The sequence below is a fragment of the Streptomyces sp. NBC_00258 genome (assembly GCF_036182465.1).
Taxonomy (GTDB): domain Bacteria; phylum Actinomycetota; class Actinomycetes; order Streptomycetales; family Streptomycetaceae; genus Streptomyces.
This window is the reverse complement of the sequence record NZ_CP108081.1, coordinates 11185650-11205719: the sequence shown is the minus strand read 5'-3', so window position 1 is coordinate 11205719 and position 20070 is coordinate 11185650. Positions and strand designations below refer to the sequence as shown.

12 protein-coding genes are annotated in these 20070 nt (G+C 68.6%); 8 read left to right on the top strand and 4 right to left on the bottom strand.

Annotation, left to right across the window (positions count from 1 at the left end; all coding sequences use genetic code 11):
- Positions 1-271: 271 nt before the first annotated feature.
- Positions 272-4351 carry a discoidin domain-containing protein gene (locus tag OG718_RS49605; protein WP_328847319.1) on the top strand — a complete coding sequence of 1360 codons (4080 nt, stop codon included), beginning with the start codon at positions 272-274 and terminating at the stop codon, positions 4349-4351.
- 27 nt (positions 4352-4378) lie between these two features.
- Here OG718_RS49605 and OG718_RS49600 read toward each other — a convergent pair whose 3' ends face one another.
- The 3 genes from OG718_RS49600 to OG718_RS49590 all read right to left on the bottom strand — a co-directional run bounded on the left by OG718_RS49600 (position 4379) and on the right by OG718_RS49590 (position 6285).
- Positions 4379-4762, bottom strand: coding sequence for a VOC family protein (locus tag OG718_RS49600; RefSeq protein ID WP_328847318.1), 384 nt, complete (start codon positions 4760-4762; stop codon positions 4379-4381).
- Between the two features lie 89 nt (positions 4763-4851).
- Positions 4852-5433 (bottom strand): PadR family transcriptional regulator, encoded by a 582-nt coding sequence (locus OG718_RS49595; protein WP_143642201.1) that lies wholly within the window; start codon positions 5431-5433, stop codon positions 4852-4854.
- Positions 5434-5457: 24 nt separating this feature from the next.
- Positions 5458-6285, bottom strand: a complete 828-nt coding sequence (locus tag OG718_RS49590) for an SGNH/GDSL hydrolase family protein (protein ID WP_143642203.1) — start codon at positions 6283-6285, stop codon at positions 5458-5460.
- A 246-nt stretch (positions 6286-6531) separates the two neighbouring features.
- On the opposite strand from OG718_RS49590, the gene OG718_RS49585 reads away from it, so the two are divergent.
- From OG718_RS49585 to OG718_RS49560, 6 genes are all read left to right on the top strand, one after another.
- A complete protein-coding gene (locus OG718_RS49585) occupies positions 6532-7647 on the top strand; it encodes a LacI family DNA-binding transcriptional regulator (RefSeq protein WP_443055297.1) in 1116 nt (371 codons plus the stop codon).
- 450 nt (positions 7648-8097) lie between these two features.
- Positions 8098-9483, top strand: a complete 1386-nt coding sequence (locus OG718_RS49580) for an ABC transporter substrate-binding protein (RefSeq protein WP_143642205.1) — start codon at positions 8098-8100, stop codon at positions 9481-9483.
- Position 9484: 1 nt separating this feature from the next.
- Positions 9485-10381, top strand: a complete 897-nt coding sequence (locus tag OG718_RS49575; RefSeq protein WP_143642207.1) for a carbohydrate ABC transporter permease — start codon at positions 9485-9487, stop codon at positions 10379-10381.
- Positions 10378-11328: a carbohydrate ABC transporter permease gene (locus tag OG718_RS49570; protein ID WP_260695646.1), complete on the top strand. Its 951-nt coding sequence runs from the start codon at positions 10378-10380 to the stop codon at positions 11326-11328. The genes OG718_RS49575 and OG718_RS49570 overlap by 4 nt, the downstream gene beginning before the upstream one ends.
- Positions 11329-11377: 49 nt before the next feature.
- Positions 11378-13534 carry a beta-galactosidase gene (locus OG718_RS49565; protein WP_328847317.1) on the top strand — a complete coding sequence of 719 codons (2157 nt, stop codon included), beginning with the start codon at positions 11378-11380 and terminating at the stop codon, positions 13532-13534.
- A gap of 112 nt (positions 13535-13646) precedes the next feature.
- Complete coding sequence (locus tag OG718_RS49560; RefSeq protein ID WP_328847969.1) at positions 13647-15398, top strand: RICIN domain-containing protein; 1752 nt, start codon at positions 13647-13649, stop codon at positions 15396-15398.
- A gap of 34 nt (positions 15399-15432) precedes the next feature.
- On the opposite strand, the gene OG718_RS49555 is transcribed toward OG718_RS49560, so the two are convergent.
- Positions 15433-16449: a LacI family DNA-binding transcriptional regulator gene (locus OG718_RS49555; protein WP_328847316.1), complete on the bottom strand. Its 1017-nt coding sequence runs from the start codon at positions 16447-16449 to the stop codon at positions 15433-15435.
- A gap of 301 nt (positions 16450-16750) precedes the next feature.
- Between OG718_RS49555 and OG718_RS49550 the strand changes: the two genes are divergently transcribed.
- Positions 16751-20059, top strand: coding sequence for a discoidin domain-containing protein (locus tag OG718_RS49550; protein ID WP_328847315.1), 3309 nt, complete (start codon positions 16751-16753; stop codon positions 20057-20059).
- Positions 20060-20070: the final 11 nt, after the last annotated feature.

The following is a 20070-nucleotide window of genomic DNA, read 5'->3' as shown; positions in this document are numbered from 1 at the left end:
TTAATTCCTAATTTAATAGCAAGCCGCATCGTGGCGTGCCGCTCGCCCAGGCACCCTGGCGGACACTTCGCCCTGCTCAGGCGTCCGGGAGCGCCCCCCAGGACGAGGAGCGATGACGACGCTCGACCAGGCCTCAACAGACAAACTCCGCATCAGGGGTTGACAGAAACCCACTCGCGCCACAGCCTTTGGCAACGTTGTCATTCCGTTGGCATCACGTGCCGTGTCGTATCCGGCCCGCGCTGCTGTCTTTTGATGGGACATCACGCTCATGACAGATCAGTCGAGCTCGCCACGCCTGTCGCGACGCTCCCTCGTCACCACGGGTTCCACCCTGCTGGCGGGGTTCGGACTTGGTTCCCTGTTGCCCGCGTCGACCGCCTCCGCTGCCGTCTCCGACGCCTCGGCCGCGCCCTCCTCACCTCGTGAGCTGGCGCTGTACCGCCCTGTCACGGTCTCTTCGACGGCCTACGCGCCCACTCCGGGCTCGTTCGTGGTCGACCGGCTCGCCTCACCGGGAGTGCGGGGCAGCGGATGGCGGTCCGCGGCGGGCGACCCGCAGTGGATCTCGATCGATCTGCAGGCCGCCTGCGAGGTCACCTGGATCCGCCTCACGTTCGAAGCCGACGCGAGCGACCCGGTGTTCACTCCCCCGACCGCGGGAAATCCCGCCAACGGCACCACGGGCAAGGAGATCCAGTCGAGTTACGCGGTCGAGTACGTGGTCGAGACATCGACCGATCGCGAGTCCTGGACCAGCGTGTACCGCACGACGGCGGGCACGGGCGGAGTGGTGAACATCCAGCTCCCACGCCCGGTCACCGCACGCTGGGTGCGGATGACCTCGCGCAAGCGCTCCAACCCCAATCCCCTCGGTCTGAACGGCTTCGAGGTCTACGGCAGCCCCAAGGGGCACCGGCCGTCGGCCACCGGCTGGACGGACTGGGACAGGCAGTCCGGGCCCGCGCCCAAGCTGGTGGTCGCCGACGACGGCACGGTGCCGGTGGAGTCGGGCTGGCGGCTGACCCTCGACGACTGGGCCGACGCCGACGGCGAGGAGCTGTCGAAGACGACTGTCGACACCAGCGATTGGCTGCCGGCCACCGTACCCGGCACGGTTCTGGGCTCACTGGTGGACCAGGGCAAACTGCCCGATCCGGTCGCCGGACTGAACAACCTCCATGTCCCCGAGGCCCTCTCGCGGCACGCGTGGTGGTACAAGCGGGACTTCGAGCTGCCGCGCGGGCTGCGCACCGGGGCCGGCCGGCGGATCTGGCTGGAGTTCGACGGCATCAACCACAAGGCCGACATCTGGCTCAACGGCAAGCAGGTGGGCGACCTGACGTATCCCTTCGCCCGATCGGCCCACGACGTGACCAAGCTGCTCTCGACGGGCGGGGAGAACGCGCTCGCGGTGAAGATCACGCCGATGCCTGTGCCCGGCAGCCCCGGCGACAAGGGCCCCGCCGGTGAGGCCTGGGTGGACGCGGGTGCCAACCAGATGAACCTCAACTCGCCCACCTACCTGGCTTCTTCGGGCTGGGACTGGATGCCGGCGGTACGCGACCGGGCCGCAGGCATCTGGAACCACGTCCGGCTGAGATCCACCGGCCATGTCGTGATCGGCGATCCTCGTGTCGACACCCTCCTGCCGAAGCTGCCCGACGTGTCGGTCGCCGAACTGACCATCGTCGTTCCGGTCCGCAACGCCGACACGACCGACCACAGGGCGACGGTCTCCGCGGCCTTCGACGGCGTACGGGTGTCCAAGGTCGTCACCGTGCCGGCGGGCGAGAGCATCGACGTCACGTTCACCCCCGACGCCTTCGGGCGACTGCGGCTGCGCAACCCGAAACTGTGGTGGCCCAACGGGCTCGGCGACCCCGCTCTGCACGACCTCACCCTGGTCGCCTCGCTCGACGGCGCCGAGAGCGACCGCCGCACCACCCGGTTCGGCATCCGCCAGTTCGGCTACGAGTACGAGGTGCCGCTGCCGTTCACCGCCTCCGACGACGCCTACACCCAGTCGGTGACCTTCGACCGGCAACAGGCCCAGTACGTACGCATCAAGTGCCTGACCAGGGCCTCCGGTTGGGGCAACTCGCTGTGGACGCTGTCCGTGTCCGACAGCGTACGCCCCTCCGTCGACCTCGCCCTGCACGCACCCGCCGACGCGTCGACCAAGGACGGGGACGACCACGGCCCGGCCAACGCGACGGACGGTGATGCCGGCACCCGCTGGTCCTCGGCCTACGAGGACGACCAGTGGATCCGGGTCGACCTGGGCTCCCCTCAGTCGTTCGACCGGGTCGACCTGACCTGGGAACAGGCGTACGCGAAGACGTATCTGGTGCAGGTCTCGTCGAACGACGCCGACTGGACCGATGTCGCGTCGGTGGACAACAGCGCTGTGCCACTGCCCTTCGACAACGGCAACGCCAGCCTGCGGGTCGAGGACTTCGCTCCGCGCACCGCCCGTTACGTCCGTATCGCCTGCGGGGTGCGCAACACGAGCTGGGGCAACTCCCTGTGGTCCCTCGGCGTCATCGACAGCGCCGAGCCCGGAACCGACCTGGCCCTGCGTCAGAAGGCGACCGCCTCGACCGAGGAGTCCGACCACCCGGCCTCGCACGCCACCGACGGCGACGCGGGAACCCGCTGGTCGTCCCAGTACGAGGACCACCAGTGGATCCAGGTCGATCTGGGATCCGCGAAGAGGTTCGACCGGGTGGCGATCGTGTGGGAGCCGGCCTACCCGAAGACCTACGTGATCCAGGTGTCCGACGACGGGGACACATGGACCGACGTGAAGTCCGTGTCCAACACCCCCGACCCTCTGAAGATCAGCGTGAACGGAGTGCGGGTCCTGGCCCGCGGCGGCAACTGGGGCTGGGACGAACTGCTGCGCCGGATGCCGCCGGAGCGGATGGACGCGGCGGTACGAATGCACCGCGACATGAACTTCACCATGATCCGCAACTGGGTGGGCACATGCGACCGGGAGGAGTTCTTCGCCGCCTGCGACGAGCACGGGATCCTGGTGTGGAACGACTTCCCCAACGCGTGGGCCATGGACCCGCCGGACCACGACGCCTTCAACTCGATCGCGCGGGACACCGTCCTGCGCTACCGCACCCACCCCAGCGTGGTGATCTGGTGCGGAGCCAACGAGGGCAACCCGCCTGCGGCCATCGACAAGGGCATGCGCCAGGCCGTCGAACAGCAGGTCCCCGGCATCCTCTACCAGAACAACTCGGCCGGCGGCATCATCACCGGTGGCGGTCCGTACGGCTGGGTCGAGCCGGAGAAGTACTTCGATCCGTCCACGTACGGCAGCAAGGACTTCGGCTTCCACACCGAGATCGGTATGCCGGTGGTGTCCACCGCGGCCAGTATGCGGAACATGACGGGCGACGAGCCCGAGTGGCCGATACGCGGCGCGTGGTACTACCACGACTGGAGCGAGCGCGGGAACCAGGCACCGCACACGTACAAGGCAGCCGTCGAGGCCCGTCTCGGAGAGACCGAGGACCTGGACGACTTCGCCCGCAAGGCCCAGTTCGTCAACTACGAGAACACGCGCGCCATGTTCGAGGCGTGGAACGCGAACCTGTGGGACAACGCCAGCGGCCTGATGCTGTGGATGTCCCATCCCGCGTGGCACAGCACGGTCTGGCAGACCTACGACTACGACTTCGATGTCAACGGCACCTACTACGGCGCCCGGACGGCGTGCGAGCCCCTGCACGTCCAGGCCGACCCGAAGGGCCAGGTCCTGGCCGTCAACCACACGCGCAAGGACCTCAAGAACGCCACCGTCTCGGCCCGGTTGTTCGACCTGTCGGGCCGACAGCTGGGCAGGACCACGAGCGTACGGCTGGACGTGGCACCGGCCGCCACCGCGAAGGCGTTCACCAGCGCCTGGACCGACAGCCTGCCCGACCTGCACCTCCTGCGCCTGACTCTGGAGGGCAGTGACGGCCGTGTTCTGTCCCGCAACACGTACTGGCGCCATCGCACCGCGGCCGCCATGCGGGCGTTGACCAAGGCGCCGCAGACCAGGGTGTCCGGAACGGTGACGGGCCTGTCCCGTTCCGGAAGCCGTCACGAACTGACCGCCACCGTCCGCAACCACGGTCGGTCCGTCGCCGCCATGGTCCGGCTGTCGCTGCTCAACGACAAGACCGGCCATCGTGTGCTGCCGACGCTCTACAGCGACAACTACTTGTGGCTGCTGCCCGGCGAGTCACAGACCGTCACCTTGTCCTGGCCCGCCCGCGCTCTGCCGTCACACCACCCGCTCCTGAAGGTGGAGGCGTACAACAGCCGCTCCTCGACAGCACGCCCGTAGGTTCTCTCCGCCGAACCTCCGGCCTGGTCAGAGGGGCTTGATCCGGGCACGCAGGAGGCAGAATTCGTTGCCTTCCGGGTCGGCCAGGGTGTGCCAGCTCTCGGCGCCGGTCTGGCCGACATCGGCAGGCCTGGCGCCGAGGGCGAGCAGCCGCTCCAACTCGGCGTCCTGGTCACGGTCGGTGGCGTTGACGTCGATGTGCAGTGGGAGCTTCCCGGCCCGCGGGTCACTGCTGGGGCTCAGGACGAGAGTGGGCTGCGGGCCGCCGAAGCCGGCGTCGGGCGGCCCGATCTCGATGCTTCCGTCGTCCTCCCGGCCGAGTTCGACGTAGCCGAGGACCTCGCACCAGAATACGGCGAGCCGGTCGGGGTCTGCGCAGTCGAGAACCAGTTCACTGATGCGGCATGCCATGCCGGGGAGTGTACATAGACACCCCGAAAGCCGATCGTCGTCGGCCGCGGCACGAGAACCCGCGAGACCGCGGCAAAGAGCCCACGTGCTCAGTCGCGTGCCGGGGAAGCAAGCGCCTCCGCACGCTGTGCGAGTCGCTTGAGAGTCACCTCGCCCCAGGTCAGGTTGTCCCGTTCGAGGGACAGGCCCCGCAGACAGGTGAGGTAGGGCCCGATGCGTTCGGCGGTGGTGAAGTACTCGTCCTCGGTACGTCCGGCCAACAGCCATTCCCGTACCCGCTCGTAGCGCGCGATCTTGGTCGCGGCCAGCTCCATGCGCTGGGCGACGGCGGTTCGTACGGCCTCCATGTCGCCGACGTCCACGCACTGCACCTTGACCAGCAGCTCGTCCCGGATCGCCGTCGGTTTGGCGGGCGGTTCGGCGGTGTAGGCCCGTACGGCGGCAAGGCCCTCGTCGGTGAGCGAGAACAGCCGTTTGTTCGGACGGCGCTCCTGCTGTACGACGCGAGCGGCGACGAGGCCCTCGCCTTCCATGCGCTCCAGCTCGCGATAGATCTGCTGCGGTGTGGCCATCCAGAAGTTGGCGACCGACGCCTCGAACCCCTTGGCAAGGTCGTACCCCGACGCCTCACCCTCCAGAAGCGCCGCCATCACCGCGTTGCGAAGAGCCATGAATCCAACCTAACAGCCTGTTGATTACTCAATGCGACGACTGTGAACGGGCCCTCGCGAGGGGTCTTCGATGGCATGGGCCACCGGAAGGAGGGTGGGTCGCTTGGCTTCCCGGCCGTCACCGGACGAGCGGCCGCGCAGGCGCCGGGCGAGCCAGGGTCCGAGGAAGGAGCCGGCCCAACGCAGCTCGGTCCCGACGGCGCGCAGCCCTGAACGCATGGACGCGTCGGCGGGCAGAGGGTGGATCCAGCTGTCGTCGCTTCCCGGTACGGCGAGCGCCTCGGCGACCGCGGCGGCGATCAGGGCGTGGCCGCGCGGGCTCGCGTGCAGCCGGTCGGGGCTCCACAGGCGGAGGTCGGTGGCCACCGGGTGAGGCTCCGCGTCGGCCACCACCACACCGTGGCGTCGGGCCGCCTCGCGAATGCGGCTGTTCAGTGCGGTGACCCGGTGGCCGATGGGTCTGGCGGCCGGGACGATCCGCGCGAAGTCGGGGAAGGTCAGCGTCGCGACGCGGGCACCGCTCGCGGTGAGCGCGGCGAACATCGCCTCCAGGTGCTCGGCCACCTCGTCCGCGTCGAAGCGGGGCCGCAGCACGTCGTTGACGCCGGCGACGACCGTCGCCAGGTCCGGGCGCAGCGCCAGCGCGGGAGCCAACTGCTCCGAGCGCACCTCGCCCGCAAGGCGCCCACGGACTGCGAGGTTGGCGTACAGGAGGCCGGGGTCGGTCCGCGCGATCTGCTCGGCGAGCCGGTCCGCCCACCCTCTCGGGTTCCCTGTGCCGTCATCGTCACCGAGGCCCTCGGTCTGGCTGTCGCCCAGGGCGACGTACCGCGCGTAGCCACTGTTCGCCATGGTCGCCCGCCTTCTCTGAGCTCGGCCCCCCGCTGCCCACGGAGCGAGAGCGGATGACTAACTAGTCGCCTATTAAGATAGTTGACTATCCCAGGAAGTGCACATGCCCGTGCGGAGACGAGGCTCCGTCATACGCGCCAGAACTCTTGACGTCGGCCATATGACTGCGTAGACATGTCTGCGCAGTCAGACCATCGATGGTCTGGCATCCTTGGGATCCGGTTCGTCGGCCGTTGGGGAGGCTCCATGACGCGAGGTACAGGGCGGGGCGGGGGCTCCGCAGCGCCGCGCAGTGTGGACGTGGCCCGGCTGGCCGGGGTGTCGCAGAAGACGGTGTCGCGGGTCTTCAACGACGAGCAGTACGTCTCCGCCGACGTGCGCCAACGCGTACTCGCCGCCGCCGAGGAACTCGGATACCGGCTCAACAACGCGGCCAGGGCGCTCGCTTCGGGACGGACCCGTTCCATCGGTGTGGTGACGCTGGGCACCGCCCTGTACGGACCGGCCACGCTGCTCATGGGTGTCGAGCGGGTCGTCCGGGACACGGGATACGCGCTCCGCGTGGTCAACACGATGGAAGGCGACCCTGCGGGCATCGCCGGTGCGGTGGACTCGCTCCTCGACCAGGGCGTGGACGGCATCGTCATCTCCGAGCCGATCGACGAGGAGGGCGACGGAGGGGACATCTCCGCCCGGCTCGACGTACCGGTGCTGGTCATCGGCGCGCCTTCGCCCTTCACCGCGTCCACGGTGCTGGCCGCGGGCGGCGGCGCCGACCGGATGGCCCGGGCGGCCACCGAACACCTGCTGGACCTGGGCCATGTGACCGTGCATCACCTGGCCGGTCCGCAGCGGTGGTACGCAGCCCGGGACCGCCTCGTGGGATGGCGTTCCGCGCTCACAGAGCACGGCAAGGACGTTCCGCCGGTCGTCCAGGGCGACTGGTCGGCCGCGTCCGGATACACGGCGGGCCGCGAACTGGCCTCCCACCCGGAGGTGACCGCGGTGTTCGCCGCGAACGACGACATGGCCATCGGTCTGATCCGCGCGCTGACCGAGGCCGGCCGACGCGTGCCGGAGGACGTGAGTGTGGTCGGCTTCGACGACATCCCGGTCGCCGGCTATGTGACTCCCCCACTGACCACGGTGCGTCAGCCGTTCGACGCCGTGGCGCAGGAGGGCCTCAAGCGTCTCGTGCACTCCATCGAGAATCCGCAGGCGGACCCACTGCCCGCGAGCGACCCACCGGTCGATCTCATCGTCCGCGCCTCGACCGCGCCTCCGCCGCCCCGGAAGCCCCCGGGACGCGGCCGACGCGGTAACTCCCATCTGCCGAAAGGAGGTTCACCCACACCCCGTTGACACCCACTGCCGCACTCCGACAACCGCTCACCGGCGGAGGCCGGCCCGGCCGACGGAGCCCATGACCGGCATGTGATCCCAGGACGAGCCGTCATACCGGCCGCAGTTCAGCTCGTTCCTTCTCCGACCGCGCCCCGCTCGTCCGGACGACCCCGGGAAACGAGCGCCGCCGGACCATCCCTCTCACCACGGGACCCCTGAGCCCGACCGCCGCGCCGGTCCCACATCGTCGCGCCGGCCCCTGCCCAGCCCGCTTCTTCTCCTGTCGGCCGCGTCCTTCCACCACCGAAGCAGGTGGAACGCACGCCGGTCCCGGTCAGCGAGGACGTGCTCCCGACCGCACGGTCCACAACCCGGTCGTCACGCCCACGCCTGCCCCCTCTCCCTTTCTCCGTGTTCCGCACGCCCTCGCTCGGCGTGCCATGCCCTTCGCCATCGCGGGAGTTCACCATGCCCACATCCAGGTCCTTCGCCAGTCCCTCCGCCATGAACCGCCGGCTCTTCCTCACCGCGACGGGAGCCCTGTCGCTCGGTGCCGCGCTGTCCGCGTGCGGCGGCGACTCGGGCGGCTCGTCCGCCTCCGCCAAGCCGGTCGGTCAGGCCGACATCGACAAGGCCATGAAGACCCCGACCGAGCTGACGTTCTGGACCTGGGTGCCGAACATCGCGAAGGAGGTCGCGCTCTTCGAGAAGAAGTACCCGGCCGTCAAGGTCAAGATCGTCAACGCCGGTCAGGGCACCCCGCAGTACACCAAGCTGCGTACGGCGCTGAAGGCCGGCAGCGGCGCTCCGGACATGGTGCAGATCGAGTACCAGGCCATCCCGACCTTCACTATCACCGACAGCCTGCTGGATCTTCGCCCTTACGGCGCCTCCGCACTCAAAGGGCAGTTCGTCGACTGGACCTGGGGTCAGGTCAGCGGCAGCGACGGCGAGGTCTGGGCGATCCCCCAGGACACCGGCCCGATGGGCATGCTGTACCGGCAGGACATCTTCGACGAGCACGGCATCGAAGTCCCCAAGACATGGGACGAGTTCGCCGCGGCCGCCCGCAAGCTCCACAAGGCCGACCCCGACGTCTACCTCACCAATCTCGCGGCGAACCAGCCCGCCGCCTGGCACGGCCTGCAGTGGCAGGCGGGTGCCAAGCCCTATGTCACCTCCGGCGACGACATCACCATCAGCGTCGACGACGCCGTCTCCAGGAAGCTCGGCGCGTACTGGGGCGGGCTGGCGAAGGAGGGGGTCATAGGCGTCGAGCCGGACTTCACCGACTCCTGGTACGCGGCCCTCAACAAGGGCAAGTACGCCACCTGGATCACCGCGGCCTGGGGGCCGGTCTTCCTCTCCGGTTCGGCCAAGTCCACCGCGGGCAAGTGGCGTGCGGCCCCGCTGCCGCAGTGGGACACCGCCAAGCCGAGCTCCGGCAACTGGGGCGGCTCGACGACCGCCGTGATCCGGTCGACCAAGAACCCCATCGCGGCCGCCGTGTTCGCGCAGTTCCTCAACACCGACCCCGCGAGCGCGAAGATGTTCGCCACCGAGCAGTTCTTCTTCCCGGCGACGAAGGCGCTGCTCACGGACGCCGCGTTCGTCGGGGACACGCCGACCTTCTACGGCGGCCAGAAGGTCAACCAGGTATTCGCCGACATCAGCTCCACGGTCAACTCCTCCTTCCAGTGGCCGCCGTTCCTCGACCAGGCGGCAACCGACTGGACCGAGACGGTCGGCAAGTCCCTCGCCGACAGGACCGACACCGTCCGCGCACTCGGCACCTGGCAGTCGCGGCTGACCACGTACGCCAAGGACCAGGGCTTCACCGTCAAGGGGAGCTGAGATGGCTGTCACCACCCCCGCGTCCGCCAAGGGGAAACGCCGTGCGGCAGGGCCGCTGTTCGTCGCGCCGTTCATGGTGCTCTTCGTCCTCCTCTTCCTCGCCCCGCTCGGCTACGCCGCCTACCTCAGCCTGTTCCAGGAGAAGCTGATCGGCGGGACGGCGTTCGTCGGCCTCGACAACTACGTCAAGGCAGTCCAGGATCCGCAGCTCATCCACGGAGTCGGACGCGTCGCGCTGTTCTTCGTCATCCAGGTCCCGCTGATGCTGGTTCTGGCCCTGCTGTTCGCGCTCGCCCTCGACAGCGGCCTGCTGCGCCTGGCCCGGGTGATCCGGCTGGGCATCTTCGTCCCGTACGCGGTCCCGAGCGTGGTCGCCGCGCTCATGTGGGGCTATCTGTACGGACCGGACTTCGGCCCCTTCGCCCAGCTGAGCGAGAAACTCGGCCTGCCTGCCCCGCACTTCCTCAGCGACGGCTGGATGCTCGCCAGCCTGGCGAACATCGTCACCTGGGAGTTCGTCGGCTACAACATGATCATCCTGTACGCCGCCCTGCGGACCATCCCCCACGAGCTGTACGAGGCGGCCGCGATGGACGGGGCCGGTGCCTGGCGCATCGCCCGCTCCATCAAGCTCCCCGCGCTGCGGCCGGCGCTGATGCTCACTCTGCTGTTCTCGGTGATCGGCAGCTTCCAGTTGTTCAACGAACCGAAGCTGCTGATGGCCGTCGCCCCGGACGTCATCAGCAGCTCCTACACCGCGAACCTGTACTCCTACTCCCTCGCCTTCACCGGCCAGAAGCTCAACTACGCGGCCACGGTCTCCTTCCTTCTCGGCCTCGTCATCGTGATCACCTCCTACGCCGTCCTGCTCACCGCGAACCGTAGGAGGACCCCGTGAGTACCACCGCTCCCGCGACCACGACCGCGGCGACCGTGACCGCGGCGGCGAAGGGTCGGCCGCCCGCGGGGCGCGGCCCACGCCGTTCCGCGGCGTCCCGGCGCCGCAGCACCCCGCTGACCATCGCCATGCTGGCCGCTCTCGCCTACTTCCTGCTGCCACTGTTCTGGCTGGTCGTGGCCTCGACCAAGAGCACGCAGGACCTGTTCAACAGCTTCGGCCTGTGGTTCTCACACGCCCCGCAACTGTCGGCGAACATCAAGGAAACCCTCACGCAGGACGACGGAGTCTTCCTGCACTGGCTGCTCAACACGGTGATGTACGCGGGCGTCAGCGCTTTCGGGGCCGCCCTGCTGGCGGCCGCCGCCGGGTACGGGTTCGCCAAGTTCCGTTTCCGCGGCGACCGTGCGGCCTTCAACCTCGTCCTCGGCGCCGTGATGGTCCCGGCCACCGCCCTCGCGATCCCGACCTATCTGCTGTTCGCGAAGGCCGAGTTGGTCAACACGCCCTGGGCGGTCATCCTGCCCTCCCTCGTCAACCCCTTCGGCCTCTACCTCATGCGCGTCTACGCGCAGGACGCCATTCCCGACAGCATCCTGGAGGCCGCCCGCATCGACGGCGCCGGGGAAGCACGGATCTTCTTCACCATCGCTCTGCGGCTTCTCGCGCCCGGCCTGGTGACCGTCCTGCTGTTCACGCTCGTGGCGACCTGGAACAACTACTTCCTCCCGCTGATCATGCTCAACGACCCGAGCCTGTACCCCATCACGGTCGGTCTCTCCTCCTGGGCCGCCCAGGCGCAGAACGGCGGGGCCGGCGCCAGCAGCGACATGCTCGCGCTCGTCGTCACCGGCTCCCTCATCTCGATCCTCCCGCTCGTCATCGCCTTCCTCCTGCTCCAGCGGTACTGGCAGAGCGGCCTGGCCGCCGGCGGCGTCAAGCAGTAACGCGCCCACGCGCACTCCACGTACCCCTCGACCTTCCGGAGGCTCCTCCATGGCGGATCTGCCCGCCCGTGTCCTGTTCGGCGCCGCGTACTACCACGAGTACCGACCCGCCTACCACGCCGAGTCGACGCCCGAAGAGCAGCTCAAGACCGACCTCGACCTGATGGCCGCCGCGCACTTCACCGTCATCCGGGTCGGCGAGTCGGTCTGGTCGACGTGGGAGCCCGCGAACGGCCGGTTCGACCTCGACTGGCTCCAGCCGGTGCTGGACGGCGCCCACGAGCGCGGTATCTCCGTCGTCCTCGGAACGCCGACGTACGCCGTACCGCCGTGGCTTGCCCGCCAGTACCCGGAGATCGCCGGGGAGCGGCCCACCGGGCAGCGCATCGGCTGGGGTGCCCGTCAGGAGGCGGACTTCACCCACCCGGCGTTCCGCTTCCACGCCGAGCGGGTGATCCGGAAGGTTGTCGCCCGGTACGCCGGCCACCCCGCGGTCATCGGCTTCCAGGTGGACAACGAACCGGGCCTGCACCTCCTGCACAACCACGGTGTGTTCCAGCGTTTCGTGGACCACCTGCGCGCGAAGTACGGCGACGTCGAGACCCTCAACCGCGAGTGGGGGCTGGTCTACTGGTCGCATCGGCTGTCGACCTGGGCCGACCTGTGGACGCCGGACGGCAACGCCCAGCCGCAGTACGACGTCGCATGGCGGGAGTTCCAGGCCCGCCAGGTCACGGAGTTCATCGGCTGGCAGGCCGACATCGTCCGCGAGTACGCCAGGCCCGAGCAGTTCGTCACCACGTGCATCTCCTACACACGCGACGCCGTGGCGGACGACGAGCTGACCGACCGCCTCGACATCGCCTCGGGCAACCCGTACTACGACATGCAGGACGGCCTGCTGCTCCCCGACCCCACGCCCGAGGACCACGAGCAGAAGTGGAAGACCACCGGCGTGTGGTCGATGTACCAGACCGCGGACTGGATGTACTCCTCCCGTCAGGAGCCGTTCCTGGTCACCGAGACCAACGCGAACTCGATCGGCATGGCATGGGACAACCGGCCCGGCTACGACGGACAGTGGCGCCAGGCCGCCTGGGCACAGGTCGCGCGCGGCGCACGGATGATCGAGTACTGGCAGTGGCAGACCCTGCGCTTCGGCGCGGAGACCTACTGGGGCGGTGTCCTTCCGCACACCGGCCGACCGGGCCGTACGTACGCCGAAATCGCCAGACTGGGCGGGGAGTTCGAGGCAGCGGGTCCGCTGGTCGCCGGGATCGAGCCGGACGCCGACATCACGATGGTCCACTCGACGCCCAGCAAGTGGCTCATGCAGAAGCACCCGCCGCTCGCGACCGCCGACGGCGGACCGGACCCCGCGGCGTACCACCGGATCTTCGACCCCTTCTACCGCGGCGCCTTCGACACCGGACGCCAGGTGCGGATCGTGCACGCCCGCCAACTGCACGATCCGCGCGGCGAGCGGGAGGGCCTGACGGCCGAAGAAGGTGTCCGGCGTCATCCGGTCCTGGTCGTCCCCGCGCTGTACGTCGTCGACGACACGACGCTCGACTGGCTCGCCGCATACGCACACGCCGGCGGCCATCTGGTCCTCGGCCCGCGCACCGCCTACGCCGACCACGAGGCACGGGCCCGGCAGGAGGCGGCACCGGGGCGACTTGCCGACGCCGCGGGTGTCACCTACGACGAGTTCAGCAACCTCGCCCGGGAGGTCCCCGTTCGGTCGGCGTCCGGCGGTCCCCTCGACCTGCCCGAGGGGGCAACTGCGACCCGCTGGGCGGACGGCCTGACCGTCACCGACGCCGACGCCGACGCCGACGCCGACGTGATCGTCACGTACGACCATCCGCACTTCGGCCGATGGCCCGCAGTCACGACCCGCCGCCACGGGGAGGGCCGCGTCACCTGCGTCGGCACCGTCCCCGGACGCGACCTCGCCCGGGCCCTGGCCGTCTGGACGGCACCGGCCCCCCGCAGCGCATGGCGGGACCTGCCCGCGTCCGTCACCGCGACGACCGGCACGTCCCCCGACGGCCGTCGCGTCCACATCGTGCACAACTGGGCCTGGGAGCCCACCGGCGTCGCCGCCCCCATGGACCTCTCCGACGCCCTCGACGGCACGTCCGTCCCCGCGGGCACTGAGCTGCACCTCGGCGCCTGGGACGTCCGCGTGTTCGTCTCCTGATCCACTCCTGATCCACCCCCTACAGGCAACCACCGTGGCCATCCCCCAAGGAGGGGCTTTGCAAAGAAGAAGAGCAGGGAAAGCGCTGGGAACCTTCGTCGCGGCATCCGCGATGCTGGCGATCCCGATGGGCACCGCACAGGCGTACAACCCGACCGGTGGAATCCTCTACCAGCTCGGAAACGAACCGTGCCTCAAGGGGCGGGGCAACTGCGCGGTCTACCCGAAGTCGGCGCAGTTGCCGAGCGGACGCCTGGTCGCGTCGTTCGAGAAGTCCACGGTGGTGCCGGAGACGGGCAGCGCCTCCAAGCAGACCCTCCCCGTGTACAAGAGCGACGACCACGGAACGAGCTGGCAGCCACTGTCGCAGGTCAAGGCGCCCGCGTACCTCTCCAACGATCCCAAGTACGCGAAGTACACGAGCAACTGGACGAACCCGTACCTCTACACGCTTCCCCAGGATGTCGGGAACCTGAAGCAGGGCACGCTGCTCCTGGCGAGTGTCGTGTCGGGCGACGACTACTACTACAAGGAGCACAAGGCGGCGGATCCGAACTGGACGCCGTCGAACGACGGAGACCGCAAAAACCTGGCGATCGCCCTGTACTCCAGCACCAACGACGGCAAGACGTGGAAGGTCCTCAACGTCATCGCGACCGGCGGCTGGCAGGGCGGCAGCGCGGGCGCAACCGGCCAGAACATCGCGGACGCGAACACGAAGAAGCAGGTGGATCCCCTCTGGGAGCCGTACCTGATGGTCTACAAGGGCAAGCTCGTCTGCTACTACTCCGACGAGAACGACTACATCGGCTTCGACCCGGCCACCGGCGTCCCGACGCTGGACCCCGCGAACGACACCGCCCCGGATTCGCACGGCCAGATCCTCGTGCACAAGACCTGGGACGGCCGCAGTACGCAGTGGAGCGCACCCGTCGTCGACCTCGCGGGACTGACCCAGGACATGGGCGGCGGCAAGACGGAGATCGGAGGCGGACGGCCGGGCATGACGAACGTCGTCCGGACGACGGACGGCAAGTGGATGCTCCCGTTCGAGTACTGGGCCGGCGGAGCCAACACCCGGTACGTGATCGCCGACAGCCCGCTGGAGTTCTACCGCGGCTCCGCCACCGGCACGGACGTCGCCTCTCTGCCGGTCGCCGCCGGCTCCCGTCCTCTCGCGAGAGGCGGCAGTCCGGTCGTCGTCAGGCTTCCCGGTGGGCGCCTGGTCTACAACGCCGCAGGCAGTGGCAACGTCTGGGTCAACGAGAGCGGACGCAGCGACGGCACGTGGAAGGAGTACCAGACGACCTCGCCTGCCGGTTACAGCCGCAACCTGCAGTACGTCGAGGGCACCGGGCGCATCGCGATCCTCAACAACCAGGGCGCCTCGACGATCGCCTTCGCCGAGGTCGACCTCGGCCAATCGGACGGCGCCTACTACCAGTTGGTCAACCGCAGGACCAACCAGGTGATCGGCACCGGCAACAAGACCAACGACGCGAACATCGGCAACGGGGACGTTCCTGACGTCGTGTTGGAGGAGCCCGGAGCGGCGGCGAACCCTGACACCCAGTACTGGCACGTGGTGACCGAGCCCCAGGGCGGCGTCACGCTGCTCAACAAGTCGGGCGGTCGCGCGGCGGCGATCTGGACCGGGAACGCGACGGTCGGGCAGCGGATCGGCCAGTGGGTCGACAACAGCCCCACCGGCAGTTGGAACCTCATCAAGACCAGCGATGGCTTCTACAGACTGCAGTCGGTGAAGAACCAGGACCTGTACCTGACCGGCGCGTCGGACGGAGCGGCGCTCACTTTGCAGAACACGGTCGCGGACGGCTCGCAGGAGTGGGAACTCGTGCAGTAGGCATGTGGTGCAGCAGGCACCGCGCCCTGCGGCCCTACTGCGCCACGGTCGACTCCCGGATCGTCAGGCTGCAGGGCATGCGGTGCACCCCCGAGGCGGCCCGGCCGCCGATGGCGGCGAACAGGTGCTGGGCCGCCGTGCGGCCCAGCACCTCCAGGTTCATGTCGATGGTCGTCAGAGGTGGCCTGGTCTCGGCGGACAGGACCTCCCAGTTGTCGTATCCGACGACCGCGATGTCGTCGGGAACGCGGCGGCCCCGTTCGCGGACCGCCTCGACGAACCCCGCCGCGATCTGATCGCTCCCGCAGAACACGGCGTCGATCTCCGGGTCGGCGGTGAGCACGATCTCGGCGGCCTGCCGCCCCCACCTCCGCGACCACGCGCCGAAGAGCACCTGGCCGCCGGAGAGGGCGAGTCCCGCCTCCTCCAGGGTCTCGATGGTGCCGGCCGACCTGTCCTGGGCGGCCTGGTAGTGGGTGGGCCCGGTGATGTGGGCGACGCGCCGCCTGCCGACGGTCAGCAGGTGCTGGACGGCGATGCGCGCCCCTCCCCTGTCGTCGGGCACGAACGAGACGTCTTTCGGGTCGTCGGAGGGCGCGTAGGCGTAGACGACCGGCACGGGCAGATCGAGGTTGATCGACGGTCGTGGATCCGTGCTCTCACCGACCACGATGATCCCGTCGACGCGACGGGCCAGCAGGGTGCGAAGGTAGTGCCGCTCGCGGATGGCGTCTCCGCGGGCGTCGCAGAGCAGGACGGCCATCTCCCCCGTGCCGAAGGCGTCCTCCGCGCCGAGCAGCACGGGGATACCGAAACGGCCGACGCTGTCGCTGGTGAGCAGCCCGACGGTGCGGGTCTGGCCGGAGATCAGGCTCTGGGCGAGCGCGTTCGGCTGGTATCCCAGTTCCTCCGCCGCCCGGAGGACACGCTGGAGGGTCTCGGCGCGGACTTGGCTCCGGCCGTTGAGAGCCTTGGACGCGGTCGCGATCGACACCCCCGCGCGTGTGGCCACATCGGTGATCGTGGTCGCGCGCCGCCGCGTAGAATCCATCGTCACGAAAACCTTTTCCGCCTAGAGGAAACCGTCACTTCAGACGCCGTCTGCCCTCGCCTGATCCGAACCTAGACCGGTAAGCCCTTGCCATGTAAGGGATGCGGCCCTCTCGGCGGCTATTGACAGTGCATCAGCTCGCCTCTATGTTGCGAAAACCTTTTAGGTCAGCCTCATTTGCGGCGCCCCAATGACGCTTGCGCCTGTCAGGGACACGCCATAGCCCACGGCCCCGGCGGCCGCGCGGCCGAACGCACCATCGCGAGCAACCGCCTGCTGTCAACCGGACAGGGAGCCTCCGATGAGAAGACCGCACGCCCTACTGACACGACGTCGGCGCACTAGATGCCTTCTCGTCGCGCTGATGCTCAGCGTCTGTTCCGTCGTCGCCGGGACCCCGGCCCACGCCGCGCAGACCATCGGCTTCCCCACCTTCGGCGGCCCCGCGATCCCGGCCGCGCCCGTCGCCTACACGCCGGGCGACATGATGCGCAGCATCTACGACGCGGAGAGCTCGGGGACCGACTTCTGGATGGACCGCCTCCTGGCCCGCTCGGGCAACGACCCGGCGGGCCCTTGGCTGATGAGCCGTGGGCGCGCGGTCTTCATGAAGACCCACGATCCCGCGGTGCTCGGCTTCGGCGGCCATGTCGCCTACTGGGAGAGCATCAACGACCAGAACGCCTACAGCGTCGCGATCAGTCCGGGCACCTTCACGGAGCAGGTCGCCCAGCGCCGGCAGGTGCCCAGCCACTGGAAGAGCGTGCACACCAGCGGTTCGGTCACGGTCGACCAGACCAAGTTCATCACCGACAACAACGTCGCCGTGACCAACCTGTCGATCAAGAACAACGGCAGCAGCTCCACCACACTGCAGTTGCGGGCCACTTCGCCGTACGCCACCACGGGCAGCGGCAGCGAGTTGACCGGACAGGTGGGCGCCTACAACAACCTGACCACCATCCGCCCGCGGCTCACCGGCGACGGTTTCGCCGTGTCCGGCGGCGGCCTCAACCGGTCCGTGACGATCGCGGCCGGAGCCACCGTCACCACCAAGGTGGTCATGGGCTTCGTCACCGACGAGATCCCCCGGTCGCTCACCGAGTACAACGCCTACGCCGGTTACTCCAACGCCACCGCGTTCGCCACCCACGTCAAGGCGTACAACCTGTGGTGGGCGCAGAACGTGCCCTACATCGACGTGCCCGAGGGCGCGATCAAGAAGAACATCTACTACCGCTGGTGGCTGATGCGCTTCAACAGCCTCGACGCCGACATCCCCGGGCAGACCTTCCAGTTCCCGACCTCGACCGAAGGCGTCCTCGGCTACAACAACGCGATCGCACTGACCCAGCCCATGCACATCGACGACCTGAAGTACCTGCGCAACCCGGCCTACGCGTACGGGGACTGGCTGAGCGTCGGCCAGACCTCCAAGGGGGCCCGCTTCCTCGACAACCCGGGCGACCCGGAGAACTGGTCCAACAGCTACACCCAGTACATCGCAGAGGCGGCCTGGAAGAGCTACCAGATCCACGGTGGCCAGCCGGGCATCGCCGCCAACCTGGCCCGCTACGCCGAAGGTGACGTCAAGGGACAGCTCGCGCACTACGACCACGACAACAACAAGCTCATCGAGTACGACTGGGGCGCCCTGACGGGCAACGACGCCGACGCGGTCTCCTTCCACTGGAAGCCCGGCAACATGGACCGCGCCGAGTCCGCCTACCAGTACAGCGGTGCGCTCGCCGCCGCGCAGGCCTACGAGGCGACCGGCAACACGGCCAAGGCCACCGAGATGCGCACGCTCGCCAACCAGATCAAAGGCGCCATCGTCAACGTGCTCTGGAACCCCAACCGGCAGCTGTTCGAGCACCGGTTGAAGTCGACCAACGAATGGGTGCCCTGGAAGGAGATCAACAACTACTACCCGTTCTCGGTCGGAGCGGTCCCCAACACGGCAACGTACAAGCAGGCGTTGCGCCTTTACGACGACCCGGCCCAGTATCCGATCTTCCCCTTCTACACGGCCAACCAGGTCGACAAGAAGGCCGCCGCCGACGCGGGCAACCCGGGCTCGAACAACTTCTCCACCATCAACTCGACCGTCCAGTTCCGGCTGTACTCCTCGGTGCTGCGCAACTACTCCAACTCATGGATGAGCGCGACCGACTACAAGAAGCTCCTCTACTGGAACACCTGGGCGCAGTACGTCGGCGGCAACACCCAGTGGCCGGACGCCAACGAGTTCTGGGCCGACTGGAACGGCAGCTCCATCAACTACCGCTCCTGGATCCACCACAACATCCTGGGCAGCAGCAACTGGACCGTGATCGAGGACGTCGCCGGTCTGCGGCCCCGCAACGACGCCAAGGTCGAGCTCTCCCCCATCGACATCGGCTGGAGCCACTTCACCGTCAACAACCTCCGCTACCGGGGCGCCGACCTGTCCATCGTCTGGGACGACCCTGCCGACGGCGTGGTGCGCTACCCCGGGGTCCCCGAGGGGTACTCGATCTACGTCAACGGCAGCCGGGCCGCCACCGTCAGCTCGCTCGTGCCCTTCACCTGGGACCCGGCCACCGGTGACGTCACCACGAGCGGCACGGTCACCCACCACACGTCCGTCACCGGGCTGAAGGCCCCGAACCAGGTCGTCCAGGACAGCCCCCAGATGGTCGACATGCTCGCCAAGGCCGGCGTCGACCTGACGGCCGACCTCACCAACCTCGCCTCCGGGGCGACCGCCTCCGCCTCCCACACCGGGTCCGGCAGTGCCGCCTCCGGAGCGGTCGACGGCTATCCCACCAACGAACCCTTCTGGGGCGCGGGCGGCTCCCCCAACAGCCAGGACTGGTACGAGCTGAACCTCGGCACCGCCCGCACGCTCAACGAGGTGCGCCTGTACTTCAAGGACAGCCGCCCGGCCAGTACCACCTACCGGACCCCGTCGGCGTACACCATCCAGTACTACAACGGCAGTTCATGGGTGAGCGCACCCGGGCAGGCCAAGAGCCCGCCCGCGCCGCGGGCCAACTACAACGTGGTGCAGTTCCCGGCGATCAGCGCCCAGCGCATACGGGTCCTGGCCACCAACGCGTCCGGGGCGAAGACGGGCCTCACCGAGGTCAAGGTGTTCAACAGGGGCGGCGTGCAACCACCGGCCAACCAGGCAGGATCCGCGACGGCGTCCGCGTCACACACCTCTTCCTGGGAGAGCGTCGCCGCGGTCAACGACGGGATCGATCCGCCGTCGTCCAACGACACCGTGAATCCGCGCTGGGGGACCTGGCCGGAGACCGGCCAGCAGTGGGCGGAGCTGACCTGGCCGACCGCGAGGACCCTCGACAAGGCCGAGGTGTACTTCTTCGACGACGACCAGGGCATCGACATGCCCGCCTCATGGAAGCTGCAGTACTGGAACGGCAGCGCCTATGTCGACGTGCCCGGTGCGGGCGGCTATCCGCTGGCCAAGAACCAGTACAACACCATCACCTTCACCGCCACGAGCACTACGCGGCTACGGGTGCTGCTCACCGGGAACGGCACCAGATCCGTCGGTCTTCTGGAGGCGAAGGTGTACGGCCCCAGCGCGACCGCCAAGCGATGAGAGGTGTGCCC

Bases quoted from the DNA above. Each gene is read 5' to 3' on its own strand.
- OG718_RS49580 (WP_143642205.1), top strand. From the start codon at position 8,098: ATGCCCACATCCAGGTCCTTCGCCAGTCCCTCCGCCATGAACCGCCGG.
- OG718_RS49575 (WP_143642207.1), top strand. From the start codon at position 9,485: ATGGCTGTCACCACCCCCGCGTCCGCCAAGGGGAAACGCCGTGCGGCA.
- OG718_RS49560 (WP_328847969.1), top strand. From the start codon at position 13,647: ATGCTGGCGATCCCGATGGGCACCGCACAGGCGTACAACCCGACCGGT.
- OG718_RS49600 (WP_328847318.1), bottom strand. From the start codon at position 4,762: ATGGCATGCCGCATCAGTGAACTGGTTCTCGACTGCGCAGACCCCGAC.
- OG718_RS49595 (WP_143642201.1), bottom strand. From the start codon at position 5,433: ATGGCTCTTCGCAACGCGGTGATGGCGGCGCTTCTGGAGGGTGAGGCG.
- OG718_RS49555 (WP_328847316.1), bottom strand. From the start codon at position 16,449: ATGGATTCTACGCGGCGGCGCGCGACCACGATCACCGATGTGGCCACA.
- OG718_RS49550 (WP_328847315.1), top strand. From the start codon at position 16,751: ATGAGAAGACCGCACGCCCTACTGACACGACGTCGGCGCACTAGATGC.
- OG718_RS49605 (WP_328847319.1), top strand. From the start codon at position 272: ATGACAGATCAGTCGAGCTCGCCACGCCTGTCGCGACGCTCCCTCGTC.
- OG718_RS49565 (WP_328847317.1), top strand. From the start codon at position 11,378: ATGGCGGATCTGCCCGCCCGTGTCCTGTTCGGCGCCGCGTACTACCAC.
- OG718_RS49590 (WP_143642203.1), bottom strand. From the start codon at position 6,285: ATGGCGAACAGTGGCTACGCGCGGTACGTCGCCCTGGGCGACAGCCAG.
- OG718_RS49585 (WP_443055297.1), top strand. From the start codon at position 6,532: ATGACGCGAGGTACAGGGCGGGGCGGGGGCTCCGCAGCGCCGCGCAGT.